Source organism: Pseudoalteromonas sp. R3, assembly GCF_004014715.1.
Classification (GTDB): Bacteria; Pseudomonadota; Gammaproteobacteria; order Enterobacterales; family Alteromonadaceae; genus Pseudoalteromonas.
In genome coordinates this window covers 152,172-167,245 of sequence record NZ_CP034834.1, presented here as the reverse complement: position 1 = coordinate 167,245, position 15,074 = coordinate 152,172, and the positions used below count along the sequence as shown (strand labels likewise).

At 43.0% G+C, this 15,074-nt stretch carries 12 protein-coding genes; 4 read left to right on the top strand and 8 right to left on the bottom strand.

Annotated features, from left to right (window positions below):
• Window positions 1-4 precede the first annotated feature (4 nt).
• Together ELR70_RS24705 and ELR70_RS00590 are read right to left on the bottom strand one after the other, a co-directional pair.
• The gene (locus tag ELR70_RS24705; protein ID WP_160317342.1) at window positions 5-169 is read right to left on the bottom strand and encodes a hypothetical protein; all 165 of its coding nucleotides are present in this window, start codon (window positions 167-169) and stop codon (window positions 5-7) included.
• Window positions 170-205: 36 nt separating this feature from the next.
• Window positions 206-1,261 (bottom strand): hypothetical protein, encoded by a 1,056-nt coding sequence (locus ELR70_RS00590; protein ID WP_054013290.1) that lies wholly within the window; start codon window positions 1,259-1,261, stop codon window positions 206-208.
• A 538-nt stretch (window positions 1,262-1,799) separates the two neighbouring features.
• On the opposite strand from ELR70_RS00590, the gene ELR70_RS00585 reads away from it, so the two are divergent.
• Window positions 1,800-2,486: a LipL32 family surface lipoprotein gene (locus tag ELR70_RS00585; protein ID WP_054013291.1), complete on the top strand. Its 687-nt coding sequence runs from the start codon at window positions 1,800-1,802 to the stop codon at window positions 2,484-2,486.
• 244 nt (window positions 2,487-2,730) lie between these two features.
• Here ELR70_RS00585 and ELR70_RS00580 read toward each other — a convergent pair whose 3' ends face one another.
• From ELR70_RS00580 to ELR70_RS00565, 4 genes are all read right to left on the bottom strand, one after another.
• Window positions 2,731-3,933: a multidrug effflux MFS transporter gene (locus ELR70_RS00580; RefSeq protein ID WP_128064422.1), complete on the bottom strand. Its 1,203-nt coding sequence runs from the start codon at window positions 3,931-3,933 to the stop codon at window positions 2,731-2,733.
• A gap of 66 nt (window positions 3,934-3,999) precedes the next feature.
• Window positions 4,000-5,223 carry a cytosine permease gene (gene codB / locus ELR70_RS00575; protein ID WP_054013293.1) on the bottom strand — a complete coding sequence of 408 codons (1,224 nt, stop codon included), beginning with the start codon at window positions 5,221-5,223 and terminating at the stop codon, window positions 4,000-4,002.
• A 204-nt stretch (window positions 5,224-5,427) separates the two neighbouring features.
• Complete coding sequence (locus ELR70_RS00570) at window positions 5,428-6,594, bottom strand: heparan-alpha-glucosaminide N-acetyltransferase domain-containing protein (protein WP_054013294.1); 1,167 nt, start codon at window positions 6,592-6,594, stop codon at window positions 5,428-5,430.
• 116 nt (window positions 6,595-6,710) lie between these two features.
• Window positions 6,711-8,819, bottom strand: a complete 2,109-nt coding sequence (locus ELR70_RS00565) for a TonB-dependent siderophore receptor (RefSeq protein WP_054013295.1) — start codon at window positions 8,817-8,819, stop codon at window positions 6,711-6,713.
• Between the two features lie 619 nt (window positions 8,820-9,438).
• Here ELR70_RS00565 and ELR70_RS00560 point away from each other — a divergent pair.
• A complete protein-coding gene (locus ELR70_RS00560; RefSeq protein ID WP_054013296.1) occupies window positions 9,439-9,957 on the top strand; it encodes a hypothetical protein in 519 nt (172 codons plus the stop codon).
• An 88-nt stretch (window positions 9,958-10,045) separates the two neighbouring features.
• Here ELR70_RS00560 and ELR70_RS00555 read toward each other — a convergent pair whose 3' ends face one another.
• Both ELR70_RS00555 and ELR70_RS00550 read right to left on the bottom strand, forming a co-directional pair.
• Window positions 10,046-11,980, bottom strand: coding sequence for a hypothetical protein (locus ELR70_RS00555; RefSeq protein ID WP_054013297.1), 1,935 nt, complete (start codon window positions 11,978-11,980; stop codon window positions 10,046-10,048).
• A gap of 137 nt (window positions 11,981-12,117) precedes the next feature.
• On the bottom strand, window positions 12,118-12,579 hold the full coding sequence (locus ELR70_RS00550) for a flavodoxin family protein (protein WP_054013298.1): 462 nt from the start codon (window positions 12,577-12,579) through the stop codon (window positions 12,118-12,120).
• 68 nt (window positions 12,580-12,647) lie between these two features.
• On the opposite strand from ELR70_RS00550, the gene soxR reads away from it, so the two are divergent.
• Complete coding sequence (soxR, locus tag ELR70_RS00545) at window positions 12,648-13,175, top strand: redox-sensitive transcriptional activator SoxR (RefSeq protein ID WP_054013299.1); 528 nt, start codon at window positions 12,648-12,650, stop codon at window positions 13,173-13,175.
• A complete protein-coding gene (locus ELR70_RS00540) occupies window positions 13,138-14,958 on the top strand; it encodes a DUF885 domain-containing protein (RefSeq protein WP_128064421.1) in 1,821 nt (606 codons plus the stop codon). Before soxR ends, ELR70_RS00540 begins: the two co-directional genes overlap by 38 nt.
• The last annotated feature ends 116 nt before the right edge of the window (window positions 14,959-15,074 follow it).

The following is a 15,074-nucleotide window of genomic DNA, read 5'->3' as shown; positions in this document are numbered from 1 at the left end:
CCAATCACTCCCAGATCACGTCATCACCACTACCAAATCGATCCCCTTTACCATTAGTTTTACCTGTTTCTCGCATTCGGATCCCGCCGGCAACCTGTGAAGCTTCATCCTTTTTTAGTTGGCGTGAGAATGTATGGGCTAATACTCTAGGTTTGTTATTTTCTTTCATTTTCTTTTTCCTTACTTTTATAATTACTAGTGGTATTCACGACATCGACACATACCAGTTTTGGTAAACCTCGCTATCGTAGAATTCATTTAGATCAATTTTATAATGGGCCTCAACACCCAACATTTCCAAGATATAATTTAAGAATTTATTGCATAAATTAAGCTCAGGAAACTCAGCATCCATCCATAGGAAATTTCCTGCAGTATTTAACTCCAGAAAAGTATAAGTACCATCATTGCTCGCAACAATATCAATACAGGCAAACTTCAGATTTAGTTTTTTTAGCAAGGCAAGACATTGCGCACTCAAAGAATTATCCAGTAAATAATGCTCATACTGTAAAGTGCTTTCATGACCTCGCCAATCAACTTTTGACTCCTCTGAACTTGATTTTATTTTCATTGCTACAAGTTCATTCCCGAACACCACTACCCGGAGCTCATAGGCTTTGTCGACAAAATTCTGAAAAATACTCGGTGTGAAAGCTAAACCCTCAGCATATTCCTCTTGATATTCAATTCTTGCGGTATGGTTATACTTAAGTGCCTCATCAACTGACCATGAAGTTTGCGTATAGGCTTTAAATATAACATCTTCATGGCGTTCAAAAAGTGGTCGAGTCTCTTGAAGTATACTGGTTACAACCGTCTCAGGAAGCTTAAACCCGATATCCCTGGCAGCTTCTAGTTGAACGAGCTTTCGCTCAGCAAACTCCGTCGCTTCAAAGGTATTTATCCAATTTGAGTACCGAGACGCGATAGTCAAGAAATTGCACAGGTGCTTATAGGACTCTGATTCTGAAAACGCTAAGTCATCTTCATGAACAAACTCCTTTAGTTTTGGCCTGCTGAGCTTCCTTAGCCAAACAAGACCATACTCAGATAGCAATTTTTCAACACCATTATCTAAACGAACTTTTATTTTTGTTCTCTCTTCAGATTCAAAAATAATAGATGCATTACAATAGAGCGGATATTTATCACAATACCAGTAATCAACATCGACTCCATTTTTATTAAGGTAATCACCAAACAACAGCGCGTGAACATCATTTGTATTTGTAATTATCAATATAGATTTTTTCACCATTAAAATACAGCCAAAGAAAACTTTTATATTTTTTATACAGACTTCACACCGTTATAGGCAATTACTTTCTCAATTCAAATTGTTTCTGATTATTTCATCTGAAATAATTACGCAACAAGCGTCAAAACAGCTCAGAAAACATTTTGTTAAACAATATTTTTAAATATATTTGCTAATTGGTTTTTGCTATTTATCAGTAAGAGTAATGTATCTCGGACACAAGAAGCTTCAGTCTTGTAAAGGAAAGGAAGAGCAATAATGGACGTAAAAATTGAACACCGTAACGAGTAAAGGCAACCTCTTATCGGCTATTCAAGATTGAGTCATTCATAATCAATCAACAGAAATAGCGTACCTAAAAACACGCTAATTTTTCATTTGAAGCACAGGGTTTTCTTGCCACAAAGCCGGGTAAACATCTCTAAGTACGAATTAGCTTATCCTAACCGGCAGTTGAAATGTAAAAAATTGTTTTACTTTTCACATTACATGCCTATAATTCGAGCGAATTTAAAAATGGTGACATGGAGTCAACACAATGAAAATGAAGTTATCCGGAAAGATCCTCCCTCTGATTGCGCTAACCACTCTTGCAGGTTGTATGAGTACTGGTCCACATCTTAAAAGCTCTGTCTCTGAAGGTGTAGCCGGGATTGAAGCGCGTCTTCCTTACGCCAATTACAGCAACTACTTTGGTTATGTTGATAAAACGGTTGTGCCAGAAGGTAAATATAAAGGTAAAGACACTTACTACCTGTATGTTTGGGTGCCTGCTGCAGTCGACGAAATTGGCGTTTCTATGATTTCACCTGCCGTTGCAACACCAGGTGACAAAGACTTTGTTCACGCAAACTTTAAACCAGGTATGGCAAAGGACGCCAATAAGTTTTTTGACACTTATATTGTCCTGGACCGCATGAATATCATCGACAGCGGCAGCATTGCTGACGGCGGGAAAGTATTGCAAAACCTCGGTCGTAATGATGACAGCAGTGAATTGCCAGCGAATCCAAGTGGTGCCAGCTATAACTCACTGTTGCGTAAAACCACCTCGATGAATAATCCGACTGAAGCACTGGTACGTGGTGTATATCGCATCGGCTTTACGTCATTCCGCTCTTCTGTTGAAGGCTCTTTTGAAGCAACCATAGGTACCAATGTTCCTGGTGTGAAAATTGCGGCATCGTTGTCTGAATTAGACGCGCTGGTAAACAATAAGCTGTAATCCAGACAGCTTCACAGACCAATTAAGTTATGCCAGCCTTACCCGGGCTGGCATTTTCGTTTTATCAAATACCAATTTGCTTAATTAAGTGTTCTATTTTGAGGCGAGAAAATATGGTCGATAACAAGGCAAAAATTTTGCTATTTAGTTGTTCTAAATGAGAAATTTTTAACACAGTTAGCGTCATATTTGATCCTTCAAATTGAACAGGTATTAAGTGAAATTGGTATTATCTCTGGCCATGTTATTTGTGACGATGTGTAATAAAATGGAAACCCTGAACCAAAGCCGTGATAGCAACCGCGCCAAACATCATTGCTGAAAAAGGAACCGTGTTGTTAGCGTGGAGTAAGGCGAGCAAAGGTCCTACTAAAGCCCCGCTACCAAACCTAAGCGTTCCAATCACCGCCGTCGCTGTACCCGAGTTTTTCTCAAACTCCAGTAAAATAAGCGCATCAGCGTTAGCTGCGCTGACCCCCAGACTCATCATCAGCGGCGCAATACTCAGCACAATATAATACAAAGACAAATCCATCAGGCTAAACACTAACAAAGCAGATGCGCTGAGCAAACCAAGCAACAGGCCGTAATACAACATTTTACGCGAGCCCACTTTGGGCACCAGCCTTGTATTAATAAAGTTACCCAACATCAGCGCCACAACATTAAAGGCAAACAGCACCCCAAAAAGTTGTTCTGAGACGCCAAAGTAATCGAGATAAACAAATGAAACAGAGGTAAGAAAGCAAAAGAAGCCAAAAGATACCAGCATTGAGCTCAGGACATCAGGCAACGCACTGCGTTTACCCAATACCGTTGCGTAACTATCCAGGAACAAGTGAAGACCGCGCTTGTCGCTTTCATAAATAGGCACTTCTACAAGATAAAAGTAGGCGAGGATCATGACCACAACGGCATAACTTGCCAGCGTAAGAAAAATCCACTGCCAGCTTGCCAACCCCAAAATGGCCGACCCTACACTGGGAGCAATCAGGGGGGCGACCATCATGATCATAGATACATAAGACATGCCCTTTGCCGTATTGGCCTGATAGATATGTCGTATGATCCCTGGCACCACCACGGTTGCCGCTGAGCCAGTAAACGCTTGCGCAGCACGCAAGAACCATAGTTGCGAAACATCGCTGCTAAATGCGATTGAAAATGAGCTAACGGCAAATCCACCCAGCCCAAACAATGCCAACTTTCTCCTGCCAAGTTGATCTGCCAATGGGCCAAAGACCATCATACCAATGGCATAACCGGCAAGATAAATACTGAGCGAAACCTGGACCTGAGGCATGCCGGTACCCAGGCTGTCGGCTATCACCAACATTGCAGGCAGGTACATATCTATTGCTAAAGGAGTAATTGCCACAATACTTGCTAACAGCGGTAGTATTACACGAATATTAAAATATTTTCGGTATCGTCCATTGAGTGCCAAATGAGAGTGTGAGGGACGCGGATTATATCATTTTAGGTATCAATCCGCACGCACACTCAGCCGCAGTTATCGCGCAATACAGCGCTCCCAACGAGAAACAACCGAATAACAAAGCGCCGCCGATAGTACGGCATTTAAGGGGACAATACCAGGCAACAGGTGCCCAACCAACACGCCCACAAAGGCAGCAACAATGGCACTCCAACGCACAGTTTGCCATTGCATTTGCTCAAATGCATGGTAACGCTGCTTGTTGATTATATAATCTGCTATCAGTACACCTCCAATTGGCGGAATGGCCGCAGACAAAAAGGTAAGCCAACTGACAAAATGATTGTAGAGCCACAGTGCACTGAGTGTGCCAACCAGACCATTGATCACCGCCAGATTGCGACTGGACCAGCCGGTGATATTCGCAAATCCAAGTCCTGAGGCGTACAATGCATTATCGTTAGTCGTCCAAATATTCAGGCCTAAAACCACAATGGCAGGGATAAGCAAACCTTGCAGCATCAACACCTGCGCAATGTCAGACTCCCCCATTGCCGCGCCGCCTGCAGCACCAAAAATGAACATTAAACTATTACCCAAAAAAAAGGCAATCAGGGTGATAAGCACAGCACTGACAGGTCGACGGGCAAATCGTACAAAGTCAGCTGTTAACGTACCAGCTGAAATAAACGACCCAACTACCAAAGCGATTGCGGCACTCATAGGCATAGGATCTGCGGGAACAATTGTCTGTAGCTCACTAACGCCCCCTACTTCTTGCACAGCAAGCCACACGGAGTAGCCTCCGAGCATAGCAATCGCTGGCACAGCAATGACAGACAACGCCATTAATGCGGAAATGCCGAAATATACCGTTGCCGTCATTGCAAGACCAGCCAAAATAATCAGCACATTGGTATCAAACCCTGTTGCTTTATGGACAGGTATGGCAAACATCGCTACCCCAACACCAAACCAACCGACCTGAGTGCCGCCCAATAGCATTGAAGGCAGCCATGACCCCTTCTCTCCAAATGAAAATCGTGCCAGTAAGTGCGTTGACAAGCCGGTTGAAGCACCTATATAACCCAGTGCAGATGTATATATGCCAAGTAATAAGTTACCGACTAGTACTGCGATAAAAAAATCATCGAATGAGAGCCCCGTCCCCAGAGTTCCGCCAGTCCACATACTGGCGGAGAAAAACGTGAGTCCCAGCATCAGCAGGGATAAAGCAATGCCTCCTTTTCTGGCTGACTCTGGAACGGGCTTAAGCCCATAGTTACTGTCTTCAGTCACATTGTGCCTTTTTGGTATAACAAGGGTAAAACTTAAGTACAGCACACAACAGTGGAAATATTATGGAGTATAACAGGCGTTTTCTCAGAGAATCGTGACTGCATTAGGCTTAAGCCTGTACACAGTGATCGGCTTCTGTATCTACTCTGCTGTTAACCTCCTAATAACTCTAAGCTATCGGAATAGGATGTAAGCTTTGTATCCTTAAAAATATTTAACCCAACTGATCTTTGTTTTTCGCTTATAAGCTGAAAACCATTTACATAATGGGTATAAGAGCACACTTAAAAACATTGCGAACAACCAGATCTGCCAAACATGGTAAAAACCAAAATATGGAGTTTGGCTGTTGCCATAGTGCTGATTCGCGCCAAATAACCATTGTGCAAACACGCTAGAGATAAGTAACACATAAAGATGCATAATATAGAAAAACATCGGCGCTGACCCTAATACTCTAACAGGCTCCATGACTCTTAACGAATTGCTCTCTAAAAACGCTAACACGAATGCTCCAACTCCCAAGGTAAGTAAGATAAAATCTAGCGAAGGTGGGTACTTAGTAAAATTTAAAAAATCCATCACGGTAAGAAGAGCTGTTGCCTGTGGAGACCAAGCGAGTGTTTCTCCGTATAGATTTAACCCTCTAAAAATCACTAAACCTGCTAATAGAGCAGTCCCGCATTGCAACAAAATGTTTTTGCGTGCTAGCGCTGACACCGTACCTGAAAATAAGGGTCCTACTGCATAGCCGCATAAAATCACACCAATCCAAGGTAAAACAGGATAAGAAGCTTTTACGTTAACCACGGCATCGGTTACTAAATAGCCCCGGTCATGCAGAATCGTCCATACGACATAACCAATTTCATTAGGTGCAAACTCTATAGGTGACAGTAAGTTATGGCCAGCTACAATGCTTACACCTATAATGCCTATCATATAACGAGGCAAAGCTATCATCAGTGCCAATACCATCATACTAACACCAATGGCCCAGATAACCTGCAAGTAAAGGGTTTGATAATCGCCAAACCAAGAGAAATTGACCAATGTCATTTCGATCAAAATTAAAAATAAGCCACGCTTTAGCAGAAATGACTGTGCTGAACGCTTTGTTCCGTTTGCAGGGTTTTCATACAACCAAGCTGACAGTCCTGTCAAAAAGACAAAAATGGGCGCACAAAAATGGGCACTTAAACGGGTAAAATATAGGTCTGGATTAGTTACATGGATGTCCATTGGATCAAGTACTTGAGCATGTAAGAAAAAACGCTCTCTCACATGATCAACCAACATTAATAAAATCACGATGCCACGAAGTATATCGATGGATGGCAAGCGCGTTTTACTGTTTTGAAGATGATTCATTACACTCTTTCTCGTGTTTTAAATAAAAAGCAGTCTAAGTGCTGATACTTAGACTGCTGTTTTTCAAATAATTAAATTACTTAGAGAAAACTAAAGCTTTTAACTGATATTTAAGATCAGAACTGATACTTCACCGCGGCGCTGTAAGTCATTGGAGAACCTGGCATAGTCCAAAGCTTGTGGTATGAATTTTCAAAATAAACCTTATCAAACAGATTGTTGATATCGAATTTCATACTCACGCTGTCATTAAATTCAATCGACGCTGACAAGTTAACGAGCGTGTATGATGGCAATATAAAGTTTGCATCTGTTGTTTCGCCTAAACGATCACCCACATAATTCACAGTTGCACCAAGGTAAGATGCTTTACCTAACAGTGTGGTGTAATGCTTTAGTGAAACATGGCCTATATGATCAGCAATATTAATTAAGCGCGAGCCTTTTGGTATTGGTACGCCCCAATCGGCATTAATCACATCATTTGCTGTTTTTGCATCTGTGTAAGCGTAAGCAAGTTCAAGTACAGTCTTATCTGTCAGCTCAGTGGTTAGCTGAAAGTCCACACCTTGGCTTTCAACTTCGCCTAAAGTTGCCGATAAACCCGAATCTGGCTCAGCGGTGAGCATATTGGTTTTTTGCGCATCAAAAAGGGCTATGCTACCCGAGAAACGGCCTGCGATATTTTGCCACTTTGCGCCAATTTCGAATGATTTAGTTTCTTCCGGCTCGAACGCATTGCGGTTTGAATCAAGACCCGGATTTGGCCTAAAACCTTCGGCATAGCTCGTATAAAGATCAACTTGATCATTCGCACTATAAATAAAACCTAAGCGAGGCGTAAATTCAGTTTGCTCTTGGCTTTGCGCTTCATCACTGCGTAAGTTAAGAATATCTTGTTCAAATTTATCAACACGTACTCCCACTAATACTTTCGACTTTTCAGTCAGTTCGATCAGGTTCTGAGCATAAAGACCTAAGCCTTTTTGATTCTCTTCCGTTAGCGTTTTTTGTACTGGCTCAGGTTGAGCTTGAGTGTAGTCTGGATTGTTAGGGTCAATGGTATAAGTCGTATCGCCTGAACCCCATGCTGTGCGCCATACTTTGTAGTCGGTATCAATATCAAAATTATAGTGATCCACACCCACTAAAATATTATGCGTTAGACTGCCTAATTCAACTTCACCACTTAATTCAAAGCGAGCTGATACATCAAGCGCTTGATAGTCACGAGCACGTCGCTGTCGAGACAGCAGGTTTTCATCGGTAAACACAAGCTGTCTACCACCTGATAACTCGGTATCAGAAGACAAACCTTTAAACGAAGAATCTCGGTAAGCGAAGCCTGTCAGTAAATGCCAATCGTCGTTTAACTTGTGGTTTAACACTAGCTGATGACCAAGCGCTTCAACTTGGTGCGCGCCATCACGAATATCACCGTAAAAAGCGTCAGCGTTCACACCGTCAAAGTCATTGTTCAGAATATACACACCTCTGTCTAAAGGCTTTTTCTGATCTAATACTTCCATCTCGTAGCTCAGGCTGGTGTCATCAGAAATGTTCCACAATACCGATGGCGATAAATGTAAGTTTTCGATTGAAACATGATCTCTATGTGTATCTGAGTCTTCATACGAACCATTTAGTCGATATGCAGCCTCTTTATTCAGTGCGTTGGTGTAATCAAATTCAAACAGTTTTTTACTGTAATTACCCAATGTTGCTTGAACATAACCTTGTTCATCAAATTGCGGTTTTTTGGTGATGATATTAATAGTACCACCCGGCTCACCTTGCCCATAAAGTGCAGAGCCAGGTCCTTTCATCACTTCAATACTTTCGATGTTAGCTGTATTTCTATTGCCGTTATAACCCCGAGAGTTAAAGCCATTCACCAAGTAACCCGATGGGTTATTTTCATCTCCCGAAAAACCTCGGATAGCAAAACTATCAAACATACCGCCTGAGTTATTCTGCCTAACTATACTCGGTGAGAGCTCTAGTGCCTCCATAAAGCGTGTGATGCTTTCGCTTTCAAGCACATCAGCGCTAATCGTATCGACAGCTTGCGGAGTTTGAATTAAAGGCACATTGCCACGGTAAGGTTGCCATACACGTTTAACTTCAATATGTTCTATGTCTTCGCTTGAGTTTGATTTAACAACATCTTGCGCAATAGCACCATTCGATGCCATCAAAAGTGAGAGTAGTAATTTCTTTTTCACAAAAATCTCTATTACCAGGAATGATAAGTTCGATACACTATAACATATCAAACTGTATTATTGTTATTTCCTAAAAAGTAATCTAACTCAGTTTTCTTGCATTTGAGCGTAAATCTCATGTTTTCTGGGAAGAGCTTAGAGACCGAGTACACATATACAAATTTTGCATCTGAGCGATTATTGCTCACTATTGAGCCTAGTCAGAATCACGAGTTGAAGCAAAGTATGATAAGCCAATGACAGGCCTTAAACGATACACCGAGCCGTTCTGGTTACAATCAGTGAAGAAGCAATGCCAATGACGATATCAGCGTAACAACATTTGAGCCAAAGAATACTACTAAATGGTGCGTTGATTTTTAGTGTCAAGGATCAAAATAAACAGCAGAACAAAACCCCTTTTTATATGCATATTTACTCCGTATTAAGTATGGCAAGTGGTTGTTATGGATCAGGTGTTTAATAACAAGCTTTTGCCGAATTCGAACTCCCCAAACAGGTAGTATACAAGCAGGCTACTTAAAAGACACTCTATTTACAAAGTATTACATCCAGTATTGCTAGTTTAACTGGTTACACTTACCTTAAATAGGTAAACACTATCACAAAGGAAAATAGTATGAATAAGATGATCAAATCTGCTTTGGCACTCACAACCATAACAATGCTAAGTGCAACCGCACAGGCTTCACCACAACAGTGGCAGGGATACTACAAAGGTCAGTGCGAAGTCATCTCCCCAGCTCGCGGAACGCTTTACCAATTTCCAATGTCACTGGAGATCGGCGCATCTGTAGATGACAAGGCTGACTGGATTGTGACCTATGGAGAAGGTGCGCGTAAAAATGTTCGCAACTATAGCTTGCTGACAATCAATGAAAATCTGGGCCATTATGCTATTGACGAAAACAATGGCGTTGTGATTGACCAATACCTGCTTAACGATGAGTTCTTGAGCCTTTTTGAAGTCGGCAGCACCAAGTTACAGGTTTCATATAAGCTCGACAGCAACGGAACGATTGATGTCAATATGAACACATTCAGCTTCGACCCCATCCGCGAATCAAAAGTTGGACATGTGGTCGTCTCAAACTATCAGGGAAATACCCAGCAAAGATGTAAACTGTTTAAGTGGTAAGCACGCTAAACAGCAAACTTGTTTAATTCAGGTGTCATATAACAGTTAAAGCGGGCTCTCACCCGCTTTAACTTACTAGGTTTGATAGTTAACCACCACCTCCGCCTGTGACCGTGCTCTCAACCGTCACCATAACATCTACACCTTCCGAACGTATTCTGTACTGTATACTGGTGATCTGCATACGGTCTTGGGATAAAAACAGATTGATTACTGGTCCATCGTCATCCTGTCCATAGTTTACCTGAATACGAGGTTCTTCCAGTTCCGGTCCGGTACGATCATCAATTCTTGTAATATCGCTTTGGGCATAAGTAATGCCAGTATCGAAGTCGATGGCACCATCAGAGCCAATCACCACAGTGCCACGCGCATGACCCGTGCCGGTTACTCTGTACTCCCCTGCTTTTGCCGTTACCAGATCCAAATTAGTAACACCAGCAGCGACAAAAGAGCCGAGTAATTGATTTTCCATGTTAAACAGGTTGATTTCCTTAATGCCTGTGGCTGTTACAGACACCTTGTACATAAACCCGCCATCGTCTTTGTAGACATATTCAGATCCTTCCATCATCACACCATCAAGCGACATTTCGTCTCCATTGCTTGCGTCCGGATCGGAATCTATAAACATCATGCCTGAACTGGAGAAGGTAAATTTGACTTTTTGCCCGTCTGCATAGCTACTGCCGTTGTTCGATAACATAAACATCAATTCAAATGCCTGGCCTTTGAGTACTTCTGGTAGCATTACCTCGTTACTGTCATTGCCAGTCAGCGCCCAGGTATAAGTTAAATCAGATGAGACCGTCACCCCCTGAGTGGTCACAGAATAGCGAACAGATACCACAATCTCGGTTGCTGAGCTGCTCACTAATTCAAATACCAGATCATTCACTGTCAGGTTTTGCTGAACGAATGAATCCTCTATCTGCTTTTTGATAGTGTCAAGGTCATTGGGATCCGGTGCAGGTACGTTATTGATAGTGATTTTGGGTATTGCTGTCGTGACACCCGCCACGGTCGAAGTACCTGTGATGGTCAACGTGTTGCCCTCACCGGTATTGTCACCACCTGAGTCCCCTCCAGATCCTGACGACAAACCGCCCGGCACAAAGTCCAGCTCAAGTGAGCCAAGATCCAAACCGGCAAAAATGTCGCCCAGTCCTTCAAGCGTTTTTTTGATGTTGTCCAAAGAAAAGGTCGTATTAAGGTCAGCAGTTAATCCGACCTGTTGTGCATATGCCTGAATCGCACTAGTGTACTCACTGATAAAGTTACTGGCATTGTACAAAGGTGATTCGAAGACTTTATCGCCGACTTTCCCGTCAATCGTTAAATCCAGAAAGTCAGCACGCAATGCATCAACAATGGCTAGTGCCGGTGAACTCGACGAATCACCGAGCTGTGCCAAAGCAGCAAGAGAAACAGCATATATGCCCGCCTGATCACTGCTCGCGGTCACACCACTGCTCGCACCAATTAACTGAGGTGGAGCGGTTATATCGGTTAGAGCCGGAGCCAGAGCGACACGTACCTGCTCGTTAACCAGTTCAATGGCTGCGGCACTTGTAGCTCCTGTGTTTAATATGGCTGTTGCGGCAATTTCGGTCAGTGTTGTAACCCCGACTTCAGACTGAAAAGCCCCCAAAACAGCGCGTAGCGTGGCATCTGCCGGCAAAGCCAGAAAAGTACCTTTAGCTTCATCAAAATATTCAGCGCTTCCTCCACCTATTACCTCGACGATAAAAGGTTCGCCGATGGCTGATGAAAGCGTAATGGTTGCAACGCCGGACTCTCCGGTGTTACCGGTTGCCCCTTCGATTGGCGTATTGTTAGCGAGCAGAACAAGCCTGACTGTGGCATTTCGGGTTAGTCCCAAAGCCGGGCTCACTTTGATTTCTGTGGTTTGTGCGGTTGTATCTGGCGTTTTAGTATTGTCGTCGTCATCGTCTCCCAGGCAGGAGGCAAGAATGAAAACTGACAATATAACAAGCCAGTTGCGCAGCTTGTATATCTTCATGGGTAATTCCTGGTTTCGACGGTTACTGATTGTTGCTGTGCACAGAACCTGATAACCGAGTCTCTGTGCCACAGCAATGACAGTTTAGTTTAATGAAATAATTAACGCCTATTTTTTAACCAGAAAAATTTACTTTTTTATTTTTCTCCCTCAAATGGATACTGGTAATGAATTTGACTGCGACAGGTCATACCAAGGTACTCACAGGTTCTTTGGAAGACCTCAATAAAGCACTCTGGCGCAGCCTCCTTAATCGAGTTTGAAAGTATTGAAAACTCTTTACTGCGTAGTTTTCTTAACTCAGGCTGCAATGCTTCATCATCCATAAACTCGGTGATACGGTCAAAGAATGCCTTCATTCTGGGCGTCATTGCATACCAGTAAACAGGTGAGGCAAAAACTATATGATCATAGTTAAGTAAACTTCGAAACAACGCGCGAAAATCATCATCACTATTGGTGTGTTCATAGCAATAGTCATTAATTTCATAATCATCCAGGTAGATACATTCAGCCCGTAGCATTGGGGCCAGCTTATTTACCGAATGCGCAGTATTCCCGTGTTTTTTTGAACTTGAGTATAAGATGACTGACTTCATAGTGGTTCTCCATTGTGGTATTTATTGTTAGCCTAAAACCTCAACTAAGATTCAGGTAAAGCGTAACAATGACAACAAGCAATAAACCACAAAGAGACGAACCAAGACTGAGTGTCGGACAGGTTGCAAAACGTGCCGACGTCGCAGTATCTGCACTTCATTTTTATGAAAGTAAGGGATTGATCCGCAGTTGGCGTAATGCCGGAAATCAAAGGCGATACAAAAAAGATGTCTTACGCCGCATTGCTGTTATTAAAGCAGGACAAAAAATGGGGATCACACTAGCTGAAATCAAAGAAACACTAATGGCACTGCCACACAGCGACACCCCAAACAAACAAGACTGGGCAAATATGTCCAGACAGTGGCAGGTAAAGCTGGATGAAAAAATCGCCTACATGCAGCGTGTCCGTGACATGGTGGATGGCTGTATTGGGTGTGGCTGTTTATCAATGAGCCGCTGTCCCATGTACAACCCGAACGATGTTATGGCTCAGGCGGGTACAGGTGCTGTGCTCATTGATAGTCCGGAACAGGCAAAGGTCGTGAAATCTTGTTATGATAAGGAAAACCATATTAAAGGAACAAGCGAATGAAAAAACGGTGATCAGCCTTTCTCTGGCTGCCATCTTTACCCTTGCTGGCTGTGTTCAAACTCAGGGCCAGTCAGATACACAGACAACTACTTCAGTAACGGGCCAACAGCAACAAGATACCGCCTTCAAAACCTTTTCAAATCAATTTATTGAGCAATATTGGCAACAATACCCCGAACTGTCAGTTTATCGAGGCTACGGCAAGTACGATGATGTGATCACCATTCCCGATGCCGCTAATCGTGCAGCAAACCTGGCTTTTATTGATGCGCAACTGGCCAGACTACAATCATTCGATGCAGAGCAACTCAGTGACAACCTGAAAATAGACTACTACCTGATTGAAAACGAATTAAAAAGTACCCGCTGGGGCCAAGAAAAGTTCAAGCGCTGGCAGTGGGATCCGAGCAGTTACAATGTGTCATACGGTTTTGCAAATATTCTGAACAGTCGCTTTAAATCGGAAGAACAAAAACTCCGCCAGGTTTTGAATCGACTACAGTACGTTCCTGACTATTATCGTGCCGCACAGGCCAACATTCATGATCCGACGCAAGAGTATACTCAGCTAGGGATCCAGCAGAACAAAGGCGCATTTAGCGTACTAACTGATGATTTATTAACCCGGGCAGATGCACTCACCTCTTTCAGTGCCAAGGAGAAGGCGTTGTTTAAACAACGTTTAGCCAACGCTAAAACCGCAATTAACGGCTACATAGATTTCCTGTCAGAACTTGAGCAGGAAATGCAGAAAACCGGCAAAGCACGCAGTTTCAGAATTGGTGAAGCGCTCTACGAAGAGAAGTTTGCTTTTGACATTCAGTCGGGCTATACCGCTAAACAGATGTATGAAAAGGCACTGGCCGACAAAGCACGGGTCACTGCGGAAATGGTCACTCTGACCAAACAGCTCTGGCCGAAATATTTCCCACAAACCCCGCGCCCTAAAGATGACAGCCAAGCTATTGCTGCACTCATAAAGCACCTTTCTGAGCGTCATGTAGATAAATCTCAGTTCGTAGATGAAATCAAACGCCAGATCCCGGAACTGGAACGCTTTGTCATGGAGAAGGACCTGCTAACCTTAGACCCTGAAAAGCCCCTGGTTGTCCGTCAGACGCCAGATTACATGCGGGGTTTTGCACTGGCATCCATTTCAGCACCGGGTCCTTACGAGAAAAAGGAAAACACGTATTATAACGTAGAACCACTGGACGGCCTGACTGATGAGCAAGCTGGCTCTTTGTTACGTGAATACAACCACTGGATATTACAGATCCTCAACATTCATGAAGCTGTACCAGGCCACTACACCCAGCTCGTTTATTCCAATACCTCTCCGTCTCTGGTCAAAAGTATCTTCGGTAACGGCGCTATGGTAGAAGGTTGGGCAGTGTACACAGAACGCATGATGCTTGAAGAAGGCTATGGTAATTTCGAGCCAGAAATGTGGCTGATGTACTATAAATGGAACCTTCGAGTGATCTGTAACACCATTTTGGATTACGGCATTCAGGTTAAAGGGATCAGCAAAGAACAGGGCTTAGATCTACTCATGAATGGGGCATTCCAGGAACAGGCAGAAGCAGAAGGGAAGTGGCGACGAGCAACCTTGAGTCAGGTACAGTTAACCAGTTATTACAGTGGATTTCGTGAAATTTATGATCTTCGTGAAGAGCAAAAGACAAAACTGCAGGATGACTTCAACCTCAAAGCATTCCATGAGCAATTCCTGAGCTATGGCAGCGCTCCGGTCAAATTCATACGTCAACTTATGAATTAACCAAACTCATTGCACTATGCCGGTTTAATCATTCCGGCATAGTCTTCTGACATTGTTCATTATATTTTCCTGAACCTGATTTGCCTCTAAACACTGACAGTCAAATTAGTAAAATC